At 41.8% G+C, this 12,051-nt stretch carries 12 protein-coding genes and 1 pseudogene; 7 read left to right on the top strand and 6 right to left on the bottom strand.

Annotated features, from left to right (window positions below):
• Positions 1-543 (top strand): pentapeptide repeat-containing protein (locus CV014_RS23740; RefSeq protein ID WP_236144274.1); only part of this gene is annotated, 543 nt, incomplete at its 5' end.
• A 6-nt stretch (positions 544-549) separates the two neighbouring features.
• On the opposite strand, the gene CV014_RS23735 is transcribed toward CV014_RS23740, so the two are convergent.
• From CV014_RS23735 to CV014_RS23725, 3 genes are all read right to left on the bottom strand, one after another.
• On the bottom strand, positions 550-762 hold the full coding sequence (locus CV014_RS23735) for a hypothetical protein (protein WP_236144273.1): 213 nt from the start codon (positions 760-762) through the stop codon (positions 550-552).
• Positions 763-765: 3 nt separating this feature from the next.
• Entirely contained in the window at positions 766-1,209 is a 444-nt protein-coding gene (locus CV014_RS23730) for a Fur family transcriptional regulator (RefSeq protein ID WP_236144272.1), read from the bottom strand.
• A gap of 485 nt (positions 1,210-1,694) precedes the next feature.
• Positions 1,695-2,489 carry a L,D-transpeptidase gene (locus CV014_RS23725; RefSeq protein WP_236144271.1) on the bottom strand — a complete coding sequence of 265 codons (795 nt, stop codon included), beginning with the start codon at positions 2,487-2,489 and terminating at the stop codon, positions 1,695-1,697.
• A gap of 251 nt (positions 2,490-2,740) precedes the next feature.
• Here CV014_RS23725 and CV014_RS23720 point away from each other — a divergent pair, with 251 nt between their 5' ends.
• The 3 genes from CV014_RS23720 (at position 2,741) to CV014_RS23710 (ending at position 4,926) form a co-directional block, all read left to right on the top strand.
• A complete protein-coding gene (locus CV014_RS23720; protein WP_236144270.1) occupies positions 2,741-2,893 on the top strand; it encodes a hypothetical protein in 153 nt (50 codons plus the stop codon).
• A 629-nt stretch (positions 2,894-3,522) separates the two neighbouring features.
• Complete coding sequence (locus CV014_RS23715) at positions 3,523-4,179, top strand: sigma-70 family RNA polymerase sigma factor (RefSeq protein WP_236144269.1); 657 nt, start codon at positions 3,523-3,525, stop codon at positions 4,177-4,179.
• A gap of 159 nt (positions 4,180-4,338) precedes the next feature.
• Positions 4,339-4,926 (top strand): anti-sigma factor family protein, encoded by a 588-nt coding sequence (locus CV014_RS23710; RefSeq protein WP_236144268.1) that lies wholly within the window; start codon positions 4,339-4,341, stop codon positions 4,924-4,926.
• 40 nt (positions 4,927-4,966) lie between these two features.
• Here the strand turns inward: CV014_RS23710 and CV014_RS23705 are convergent, their stop codons facing one another.
• The gene (locus CV014_RS23705) at positions 4,967-5,392 is read right to left on the bottom strand and encodes a gamma-glutamylcyclotransferase family protein (RefSeq protein ID WP_236144267.1); all 426 of its coding nucleotides are present in this window, start codon (positions 5,390-5,392) and stop codon (positions 4,967-4,969) included.
• An 88-nt stretch (positions 5,393-5,480) separates the two neighbouring features.
• On the opposite strand from CV014_RS23705, the pseudogene leuS reads away from it, so the two are divergent.
• Positions 5,481-8,100 (top strand): annotated as a pseudogene (gene leuS / locus CV014_RS23700) (leucine--tRNA ligase).
• A gap of 90 nt (positions 8,101-8,190) precedes the next feature.
• Here the strand turns inward: leuS and CV014_RS23695 are convergent.
• Positions 8,191-9,450, bottom strand: a complete 1,260-nt coding sequence (locus CV014_RS23695) for a FecR family protein (RefSeq protein WP_236144266.1) — start codon at positions 9,448-9,450, stop codon at positions 8,191-8,193.
• 348 nt (positions 9,451-9,798) lie between these two features.
• Between CV014_RS23695 and CV014_RS23690 the strand changes: the two genes are divergently transcribed.
• Both CV014_RS23690 and CV014_RS23685 read left to right on the top strand, forming a co-directional pair.
• Entirely contained in the window at positions 9,799-11,043 is a 1,245-nt protein-coding gene (locus CV014_RS23690; RefSeq protein ID WP_329608433.1) for a hypothetical protein, read from the top strand.
• On the top strand, positions 11,044-11,187 hold the full coding sequence (locus CV014_RS23685; RefSeq protein WP_236144265.1) for a hypothetical protein: 144 nt from the start codon (positions 11,044-11,046) through the stop codon (positions 11,185-11,187).
• On the opposite strand, the gene CV014_RS23680 is transcribed toward CV014_RS23685, so the two are convergent.
• Complete coding sequence (locus tag CV014_RS23680) at positions 11,184-11,993, bottom strand: sulfurtransferase (RefSeq protein WP_236144264.1); 810 nt, start codon at positions 11,991-11,993, stop codon at positions 11,184-11,186. The two genes, CV014_RS23685 and CV014_RS23680, sit on opposite strands and share 4 nt — an antisense overlap.
• Positions 11,994-12,051 lie beyond the last annotated feature (58 nt).

Here is a 12,051-nt window from a genome sequence, read left to right as displayed (position 1 = left end):
TTAACAGAAATCGACCTTTCCGGCGCGTCTTTATCAAACATCACATTAGCAGGAGCTAATTTTCAAGGTACTAATTTAACCAATGCAGCCTTGATAGACACAAATCTCACTTGTGTGAATCTCAAAGGGGCAAATCTCAGTGATGCCAATCTCACAAATGCTAATCTGACAGCCGCAAATCTCAGTGACGTTAATCTCACAAATACTAATTTGACAGGCGCAAATCTCACAAATGTCAGTCTTGAAAATGCTAACTTTACTAATGCTTGTTTATCTAATGCTGTCCTCAGTGCAGAACATCAAGAAACCGCTAAATTTAGCGGTGCTTTATTTTCTTTAGATCAGTTTCAAGCCTTGAAAGTTTTACTATCCCAGCAAACAAAATCCTACCTTTCAAGTAATAAAGACCAGACACAATTCTGGGATGATAATTCCAATGTTGGGACGATTGAAAGTTTAGAAGGTGAACTAATTTTATCTACCAATGTCAATGACGATGGTGATGATGAAACAATTTTCAACGAGCAGTTTGGTAATTATTAATGTGGTCTAGGGAATAGGGAATAGATAGAGGTTGTTTACCGAAGCAGTGCTGAGTGCTGAGTGATGAGTAATGAGTGGTGAGTGGTAAGTGGTGAGTAATGAGTGATTAGATGAGTAATAAATTGAGAAATAAATTCTACCTTGTCTACCTTGTCCCCAGTCCCCAATCCCCAGCGATGCACTGAGCTTGTCGAAGTGTCCCCAATCCCCAGTCCCCAATCCCTATTCAGGAACTTGACGATAACCATAAAAATTGATCGTATATTCCGTTATTTTTACACCTGTCTTTTCCTCAACTGCACGGATAAATTCTTCTGGTAATTCTACATGAACGTCAAGAATTTGATGCGTATCGAGACAGTTAACATGACTATGAGCGTCGCTAATATTGCCGTATAAACGCCCATCACAACGTTCAATACACTCAATAATCCCTTGACTCGATAGTGCTTCTAAGTTTTGATATACAGATGTATGACCAATTTCTTTACCTTCTTGGTTGAGGCGGTCATAAATTTCCCTCGCAGAAAGGTGTTCATTGGCTTGCCATAATAGTTCTAGAATAAAGCGACGTTGACGGCTCACCCGCATACCTAGTATTTGACACCGTTCTAGTGCATCTTCTAAAGAACGAATGGGTTTTGTGGATTCTGCCTGTTTCTGCATATTTAAATCTACTTCACTATCGTGGGGTTATCCCAGAGGGATTTGATGGTTGTTGTGTATGGGGAACTACAATATTTTGCGTTGACTACCTTCTATACTATTGTGCTGAAGAATGTGGGGAATTTATAGTTTGATTTGACTGTGGGGATAGGGTTGGAGATTTGCCTGACTGAATTTAGAGCTAAAACAAACTCATTACAACTTTAGCTTAAATTTTAGCTAAATGTCCACCTGGGGGCAGGGGGCAGGGGGCAGGGGGCAGGGGGCAGGGGGCAGGGGGCAGGGGGCAGGGGGCAGGGGAGAGAGTTTATAGCCTTTATCGACTAATGAAATTATGCAAATTAATTATGGGTGTAACAGCTTAACAATATTAAGATACGTATACTGTTAAGCCTGTATCTCTTTTAGCGAAGTTGAAGCGATCGCTAGAGACAAGCCCTCAAGTATGATGACTATTGACTATTGACTGTTGACTATTAAAAAACCTATTCCCTTACTACAACAGTTGTTCCCATACCTACCTGATCGTAAAGTAAGCGAACATCAGCATTACGCATTCTCAGACAACCGTGAGAAATGGCAGTTCCCAAAAGGTGAACATCTGGAGTACCATGAAACCCGATTTGATTGCGGCCATCTGACCAAAAACCAATCCATCTTTCCCCCAAGGGACTATCAGAACCAGCTGGAAATACTTTACCAGTAATGGGATGTCGCCAAATCGGGTCATGCTGCATATCATCGACAACAAACGTACCTTGAGGTGTTTCCCAGCCTTTTTTACCTACAGCAATGGGGTAACTCGCGACAACTAAGTCTCCTTGATAAACATAGGTGCGGCGATCGCTTAAGTCAACTACTACCTGTTTTTGATTACTGCCCGATTGATTAGATGATTTGTTTTGCTGAAAAATCTGGGAAAATATGGACTTCTTTTCCTCACCAGAACTAGTATTGTTTTGTGATTTTTGGGGTGCGTTAGTCGTTAAAGCTACATTTTGATTAACAGTGTCCGCATTATTATGAGACTCGGTAACTGAGGACTTGGTTTGGGAAGCCCTCTGGCTAGTTTTAGTCGGAGGTGTAGAAGCACCAAACGCTGTTTCCCCTAAGCTTCCTGTATAAACATCCCCAGGACGGCTGACTACGGTGGAAGCTGGTTTTTTAAACTGCCCTTGCGTTGTAGTAATGCGCCAATGGATAGCTACCGATAAGATAGCTGTGCCAAAACAGATAAACATTACAGTACGCGCTAGAGATTCATTTTTTACCATTGCCATCGCTTCTTGTTTATCCCTGACATACTCAGCTGAATAGTTGAAGTCCTTGATTATTTAAGCACAAAGAATTGATAACTATCTTGATTACCTGGGGCAAACTCAGGTTATCTGGAAAGTTCCAACTAAACAATTTTGAACAAGCTACTAGATTTACTAATTTTTCCTGAGTCTGTTGGCAAAGAAAGGAAATTTTCTTGATTGCTTGCCAATAGTTGGAATAAATCATTAAAGGTGTGGGTGGGAGTAAGACTATGTGGGAAAGACTATCATTAGCAATCACAATTACATTTGCTCTCAATTTCTTTTTTCAAGTCCGTGTGCCTCATCAAGCGAATTCTGGTGCTAATTACAAACAACATACAGAAACATCAGCAACCGTTTTGGTCACAAGACCGGAAAGATAATGTTTTTACAGTCAAATGTTCATAAAATAGTCACAATCAATCCTGAAATTTTCAAAAGAACACGTATTTAACATGAGTCCTAGTCTAACGCAATGGCGAAAATGAGAATTTGCGTTAGTCTGGCTGTGGCGATCGCAGTACATTTATGATCAAAACTACAAGCTTAAAAGTAAAGTTTCTGTCTGCCAGGTGACTGTACCAATTTTGGATTTTAGATTTGGGATTTTGGATTGGCAGCTTTTGGTCATTAGCTACTCAAGATACCTAACTTCCTGTGAATTTTAATGCACAGGAATCATTATTTGTCAATACTTTGTAGCCAGATAGAGCCAATTGCACAGCAATTTGTAATATTGTCGTAACAAACAAAATGCTCCATAATGTTCCAGACAATTGCTAACTGGTAAAAGTGATACCAATTTGGAAAATGATAGCGGCAAATGGATTGAGCATTCTACAATCCAAAATCCCAAATCTAAAATCCAAAATGGTATGAGATGGGGCGTTACCAGAAATCGTGCCAAAATTCTATCACTGCGTGTTCCACTCTCAAATCCGTCCGTTATTGAGGAACAAGTAGCCAATTAGCAGGTCTAATAGATAGGGATGATTTACAACCAGTACGATCTATGAGTCAATCGATTACTGTATCCTGGTCAACGGTTGATGCGGGGTACTCAGAAGCATCGGTGCAAGTTGACAAACTCTCAAACCATGATTTGATTTTGCGCTGTCAAGCGGGACTGCGTCCAGATCGTGCTGCGTTTGCAGAACTGTTGCGCCGCTATCAATCTCAAGTTGATAGAGTTTTGTACCACCTAGCTCCTGATTGGCCAGATAGAGCCGATTTGGCTCAAGAAGTATGGATTCGAGTATATCGGCACATCAACCGATTACAAGAACCATCTAAGTTTAGAGGTTGGTTAAGCCGCATTGCTACGAATTTGTTTTATGACGAATTACGTAAGCGCAAGCGGGTTGTCAGTCCTTTATCTTTAGATGCTCCCCGTTCAGTAGAAGATGGTGAAATGGATTGGGAAATCGCGGGAGACACTCCAGGGCCAGAAGAAGAACTGACAACAAGAGAATTTTACGAGCAATTGCGAGAAGCGATCGCGGATTTGCCTGAAGTATTTCGGACAACCATTGTTTTAAGAGAAATCGAAGGTATGGCATACGAAGAAATAGCCGAAATCACCGGAGTTTCTCTAGGAACTGTGAAGTCGAGAATAGCTAGAGCCAGATCCCGCTTGCAAACCCAATTGCAAAACTATCTTGATGCCTAATTTACAGTAACTTCACCCTGCCCTATGGCAGAATTTAAGCATTGATTAAGAATTGTAAGAAATGTCGATCGTGCCTCTGCCGTCAGGAGAAAAACTTTTATCATGCTCTTAGGATTGCCCACTTCTTTTACCCGTGGATGAATTGGTAATAATGTTAGTATGACTACTGATTCTCAATTTCATGACCGTTGTCGGAGGCAACTTCCAAGAGAGTTACCAGATGAGATGGCAAAGCATACCAATGAAGCAACGGGTGCTACAGATATGGTAAAGCGCGATCGCTTTGAATTATTGAGTGCTTACTTAGATGGCGAGGTGACAGCCGCCGAACGCAGGCAAGTAGAAGATTGGCTAGCCAACGATGCCTCAGTTCAACGTCTGTACACTAGACTAATCAAGCTCAGGCAAGCCTTTCAGACTATGCCAGTGCCAACAACCCAAACCTGTCCAGAAACAACAGCCAATCAAGTATTTGCCCAGATTAACCGCCGTTATAGAAGAAAATGGGCATTTGGTGGCGCGGCTCTGGCTGCTTGTGTTATCGGTGCATTATCAAGCTGGGTGCTAAATCAAGAATCTAGCATCCCGCAGGTAGCACAACAACCACAAGTACAGCCTACCCAGACTGCTACCAAATCAGAGCCACTGCCGATGATTGCCTTGAATAATCCAGTCATTGAGATTCCCAAGGCCGCAGTCTCATCTCCAGAGTCAAAACTAGGAGAAGTTTCCCCAGATATCAACTAGACAGAGGAAGTAGGGAGTGGCAAATAGGGTGTTGTATTTCTCAATTACCACTCCAGCACCCATCAACTAGGTGTCTACCTCCTAACTTCTTGACTTTTTCTGGGTTCATGACATACACCCAAGCCCAACCTAAAGATACAGAGTTGATGCTGTAAACTTCTATCTCCTGGCGATTATATAGGTTTGCTGACATTTCTCTAGTAGGCTCATAATCTTCTAAATCATCCAGAACATCCAAAATCTCAGGTTCAGCAAAAGTCAGTAAATATCCGTGGACTAGTTCTTTTCCTATCGTCATGGCTGGGTAGCCCATCGGCAAAGCGAATAACTCACCCCTGATCATGGCTTTTTGGGCATCCACTACACAATTAGTACAATATCTTTGATAATTGATTTCGCCTGGTTTGAGTGTCCCGTAGACAAAAATTCGCACTCCGCCAGAATTTTTTGTATGTAATTCAGCCATAGGTTGTTTGACATTACTTATTCATTTGCCTACCATCATCTACAATATGGAGGCAAACCAGATTTACAGTCCAGTAGGAGAGTTTTCGGTGGATTCCCGATACAACCCAGCAGCAATTGAGGAAAAATGGCAACAAACATGGTTAGAACTTGGCTTAGACAAAACCCCACAGATAGTAATAAGCCCAATTCTACGCTCTATCCATGTTCCCCTACCCATCAGGTAGCCTACATATGGGTCACGTCCGTAACTATACAATTACCGATGTGATTGCCCGCCTCAAACGGATGCAAGGGTATCGGGTACTGCATCCGATGGGATGGGATGCTTTTGGTTTACCCGCCGAAAACGCCGCTATCGACCGTGGTGTCCCTCCGGCGAAGTGGACTTATCAGAATATTGCCCAAATGCGGCAACAATTACAGCGTCTTGGCTTATCCATTGATTGGGATAAGGAAATTGCCACCTGTTCCCCAGACTATTACAAATGGACACAGTGGATTTTCTTGCAGTTTTTGCAAGCAGGTTTAGCCTACCAAAGAGAAGCAGCCGTTAACTGGGACCCTATTGACCAAACTGTATTAGCCAACGAACAGGTTGACAGCGAAGGACGTTCTTGGCGCAGTGGGGCGAAAGTTGAGCGCAAACTGTTGCGCCAGTGGTTTTTAAAGATTACTGACTACGCGGAAGAATTATTAAACGACCTAGATAAATTGACAGGCTGGCCGGAACGGGTCAAATTAATGCAGGCGAACTGGATAGGTAAATCCACAGGCGCGTACTTGGAATTTCCCATTGTGGGCAGTGCTGAGAAAATCGCTGTGTATACCACCCGTCCTGATACGGTGTTCGGTGTGAGCTACGTAGTCTTAGCCCCAGAACACCCCTTGACGCAACAAGTCACCACAAAAGAACAGCAAGCAGTAGTAAAAGCTTTTATTCAAGAGGTGACAAATCAAAGTGAGTTGGAACGTACCGCCGAAGACAAACCCAAGCGCGGTGTTCCCACTGGGGGGAAAGTCACTAACCCGTTTACTGGGGAAGAAGTACCCATTTGGATTGCTGACTATGTACTGTATGAGTATGGTACTGGGGCGGTGATGGGTGTACCGGCTCATGATGCACGGGATTTTAAATTTGCCCAAAGGTATGATTTACCCATTGAATTTGTAATTGCTGCACCAGAAGATGTGGCAGATTTTGATTTAAAACCGACATCCGACACCGAAGAAGTTACCCAACTGGTACAGATTGAATATAACGAAGCATACACAGAACCAGGAATTTTAATTAATTCTGGGTTGTTCACCGGTTTGAGTTCCACAGAAGCCAAGTCAGCAATTACTAAATATGCTCAAGAACAAGGCTTTGGGAAAGAACGGATTCAATATCGCTTGCGGGATTGGTTGATTTCGCGTCAACGCTATTGGGGCGCACCTATTCCTGTAATTCATTGCCCTAACTGCGGCATAGTCCCAGTGCCAGATGCAGATTTACCTGTACAGTTACCCGAAGAAGTAGAATTTACCGGCCGTGGTGGTTCACCTTTGGCGCAGATGGAAAGTTGGGTGAATGTACCTTGTCCTAGCTGTGGTACTCCTGCGAAACGGGAAACTGACACGATGGATACCTTTATTGATTCCTCGTGGTATTTCTTACGGTTTACTGATGCGACAAATGAAAATCAGGTGTTTGATTCTGCCATCACTAACGACTGGATGCCGGTAGAACAGTATGTAGGTGGCATTGAACACGCGATTTTACACTTATTGTATTCTCGGTTCTTTACCAAAGTTTTGCGCGATCGCGGTTTGTTAAACTTCGATGAACCATTTGCACGCCTGTTAACACAGGGGATGGTACAGGGCTTAACTTACATGAACCCTAACAAGGGCGGTAAAGATAAATGGATTCCTTCGACTTTAGTTAACCCAGATGATCCCCGTGATCCCCAAACTGGTGAAGCTTTGCAGCGTCTTTACGCTACTATGTCCAAATCCAAAGGTAATGGTGTTGCACCAGAAGATGTAATTGCTAAGTATGGTGTAGACACAGCCCGGATGTTTATTTTATTTAAAGCACCACCAGAAAAAGACCTGGAATGGGATGAGGCGGATGTAGAAGGACAATTCCGGTTTTTAAATCGGGTTTGGCGGTTGGTGACAGATTATGCTGCGGCTGGAGTTTGTCGTCAACAGGCGCAACTGGATAATTTGAGTAAGTCAGAAAAGGAATTACGGCGCGCAATTCACACAGCCATCCAAGCGGTAACGGAAGACTTAGAAGATGAGTATCAATTTAATACAGCCGTTTCCGAGTTGATGAAGTTGAGTAATGCTCTCAATGATGCAGACTGTCGTAATTCCCCCATTTATGCTGAAGGTGTGCAAACTTTGGTGGTGATGTTAGCCCCCTTTGCGCCCCACATTGGTGATGAATTGTGGCATTTGTTGGGGAATAGTGCATCAGTGCATACTCAAACTTGGCCTACTTTTGACCCTGCTGCATTGGTAGCTGATGAAATTACATTGGTAATTCAGGTGAATGGTAAAAAACGCGCTGATTTACAAGTTCCAGCCCAGGCGGATAAAGCCGAGTTGGAAAAATATGCCCGTGAATCAGAAGCCGTTCAGCGTCACTTAGAAGGAAAGGAAATTAAAAAGGTGATTGTTGTACCTGGAAAGTTAGTTAACTTTGTAGTGGGTTAATTACCTCATATATTTTAATCGTGGGTTGGGTGGTGCGATCGCAATACTCAACCCATGATTTTGCTAAGTCCATAGATATCTTGAGTTTGTTTATCTCTCAATGGTGTTCTGTAAATTTACACCCGTTGTGCTTATTCCCTGTGTATTAGTGATTTGAATGGTTTCCTGTGTATTGGGGATTTGAATAGTTTCCTGTGGGTTAGTGTTCTGAATAGTTTCCTGTGTATTGGGGATTTGAATCGTTTCCTGTGTATTGGGGATTTGAATAGTTTCCTGTGGGTTAGTGTTCTGAATAGTTTCCTGTGTATTGGGGATTTGAATCGTTTCCTGTGTATTGGGGATTTGAGTAACTACAGGTGTATTAATGACCTGAATAACTTCTGGCGTAGTAGGTTGTTGTGTAGTTGTTGGTTGAGTAACTTCAGTGATAATTGGCTCAACATTAATATTTATTGTGGTGACAGGGATGGTAGGTGTAATAACAGGAATAGAAACAACATTATTTTCGACAACAGCCCTGTTATCGTTTCTATTAGCTAAATCTTGAGCATTATTAAATAGAATTTCTCCGGTGTCAAAGAAAGACTCCATTGAAGAGTTATTAGAGTTAGCGGTTAAATCATTGGATTGGTTATCACTACCGGAATTAGCAGTTAACTCTAAAAAGGCAGGATTTTCAATGACATCTTGACCACTCAGGGGTGTTTGTCCAGCTAAAGCTGCTACTACTTCTGCTTGGACACTGGCGATCGCTGGGTCTGTGGAAGATGTAAGATTTTGTCTAGTTAAATCTAATCCTTGCACTAAATCGCTGGTTTGATAAAAATTTTGCAGATCAAAATCATATAATCCTTGAAACCTCCCTTTAACTACCACTATCAACTGTCCAGCTTGTAGTTCTTGCGCTTGTGAAGCATCTTTGTTAGAAACAACAATCCCACTGTTAGTTAATGCACCAATCACAGTAGTATCTGTTTGTTCGTCATAACGGACGAACAACGCCGAACCCCGAATGGCTGCTGTTGCGCTAGGGGTTTGAATCTGCGTTTTACCTCTTCCTGGTGGAATCAACAGTAATGCAGTACCGTTGGACAATCTAAAGTTACGTGTTCTAGGTAAAAATTGAAAAATTGCTTGTTCGCCAATTCTGGCTAAAGAACCATCATTAAAACGTAAATCAGCTAAAGACGCTCTACCTGTAGATATCCCATCACCAGGAATTATAGTATCGGCGCGCTTGGCTGGTCTTTTACTCCTGGTACTTCTTTGTAGCAGCTGCACAAAATTACGTAGGCTTTGAATTTCCGCACGCGTCAAAGGGGTGCTAGCACTAGCCTGCTGTGTCGTCATTATGGGTATGACTACTCCCCATAAACTAATTGCCAACCACAAAGAGAATTTAAATCGCATATTATCCAATTAGTAAAAACTATACCAATATTCCACTGATTCCCAAACAGAACTGGAGATGTGAAGTACACCAACTCGTTAATTTTATAACTTTTATCAGTAGTGTGCGTAAAATCCACATAATTTATGCTACACATTATCTAAATATTTCTTTACAAATATCAGACTATCTAACTAAAAAGCAAAAGAAACGTTTCCCTGTTGATTACACTCAGATTTTACGCCTTGCGACTCGTAAACTGATATTCTGGATAACGATTTCTGATACAGTTGAATCGTCAGTATATAGTGAAATTAACTGAACTCACCCACAATAAGATGCAAACTTATGGCTGGCAAAGTTTTGCAATCACGATTTTGTTAGCAGTTATTGGTTTATGTAGTAATAGCACTAGAGTAGATGCAGATTCTGGTGAACAGTCTCATGTTATGACCAGTCAGTTGGCTCAAGCTACTCTTGAACAACCAGAAAATCAAGGCGGTAAATCGGAATCGACATCAACGCCAGATTCTAATCCTATTCCACAGACTAATGAGCCGCCACAACTGGAAACTCAGCCTAATGAATTTCCTCAAACTTCGCCAAAACCGTTAGAACAATTGTTGGAATCACCCCAACAAAATAATAATGAAAGATTAGACAGACTAGAAAGACTAAGGCAAAGGCTAAGAGAGAATAGTCAGTCAAACTCTGAATCTAATAATGTGCGCGAGTTAGGGTTGAGAGTGCGACCTAGACCTTTAACAGCTTCACCAATAGAACAACCACAACCCCCAGAGTTAGAACGCCCTATTCCTAAGTTTAAACCTATAGGTTCTCTACAAGCGCGTATTGGTTATTTTCAGACCAATAATATATTTTCCTCAGAAGATTCTCCTATAGATGATGGTTTGTTATTCTATGGACTGAGGTTATCTTCTGCATATTTTCCCTTGGGGAAACAAACTTTTATTAACGGCTCAATTGAGGGAAATTTAATCCGTTATGTAGATCAATCTAAATTTAATTACAATCAATTGAGGTTTAATCTGGGTATTTACCAGCAATTATCGCGGCGGATGTTTGGTGAAATTAGTTGGAGTAATCAACAACTATTTTATGCCAATAATAGTGACATATTTGCATCGGGCGATCGCTTCCTCAATGAACAATCTCTGCGTCTATCTTTGGGAAGAAGAGACCCCCTCACCAAAAGACTTGCGCTAGATAGCGTGTATGAGTTTAGCTGGAATTTAGCCGACCCTGATAGCCGTAATCGTTTAGTCAATTACTTATGGTTATCGTTGAATTACCAAATACAAAAACCCTTGGAGGTTGGTTTAAATTACCAGATGAGCATTTCAGATTTTACAGAACGCGATCGCCATGACCAAGCCTATCGAATATTTACACATTTGAGCTATCGTTTCTCTAAATCTAGCCGGATAAATATGCAATCTGGTTTTAGCCTTGGTGATTCCACAGCCAGAAACATTGACTTTGATAGCTGGTTTTTTAGTGTAAATTACAACTTGTTACTGGGTGAATTTTAGGTGTTAGCGGGGATTGGGGATTGGGGAGCAGGGGGAGCAGGGGGAGCAGGGGAAGAAAAACTTCACTCATTACTCATTACTCATTACTCATTACTCATTACTCAGCACTCAGCACTCAGCACTCATTCCCCAGTCCCCAACTAATAACTAATCCAATCACTCCAACTACCGGCGTAAAGCTTACCGGTGTGAATACCAGCTAATTCTAAAGACAGCAAGTTTGCACAAGCAGTAACACCAGAACCACAATAAACTAGAATTTCCTCTGATGATTCTACTTGTTGCCAGCGTTTTTGATGTTCAGTGATGGGAATTAAAGAGCCTGAAGCATCAGTCACTTCCATCCAATAATAATTAACTGCGCCAGGAATATGACCAGCAATTTTATCAGTTGGTTCTCGTTCACCACGATAGCGATCGCCTTCTCTCGAATCTATCAAAACTACATTCGGTAAATCTTTACGATTTTTAACAACTTCCCGATCTACTACTAACTCTGTTCGCACTTCAGGGACAAAGCTAGCTTTTTGTGGTGAAGGTATCACATCTGTCACTGGATAGCCAGCCTTTTCCCATTGGCTAAAACCACCATCTAAAACAGCTACTTGTTCATGACCTAAATAACGTAACAACCACCAAAGACGAGCCGCAAAAGCCAAGCGCGAGTCATCGTAAGCAACAACTAAAGTTTTTTGAAACTCTACCCCAATAGCTGCTAATTTCTCAGCTAATTCTTGAGGTTCTGGTAAAGGATGTCTTCCCCCATGTTCACCTACAGGACTGGAAAGATCCAAATTTAAATCCAAGTAATAAGCACCCTCTATGTGACTAGCTTGGTACTGATTACGTCCTAGTTGTGGGTCAGCTAAAGAAAAGCGACAATCTACAATTACAACCTGCGGATCATGCAAGTGTTGTACTAGCCAATCTGAAGAAATAACGAAGTTCATGTTAGTCAATAGTCAATAGTCAATAGTCATTAGTCAATAGTCATTACTCATTACTCAT

This window comes from Nostoc sp. CMAA1605 (genome assembly GCF_021596505.1).
In the GTDB taxonomy this organism is placed as follows: domain Bacteria; phylum Cyanobacteriota; class Cyanobacteriia; order Cyanobacteriales; family Nostocaceae; genus Trichormus.
Note: the sequence above shows the minus strand (reverse complement) of the source record. Positions and strands in the feature narration are given on the sequence as shown.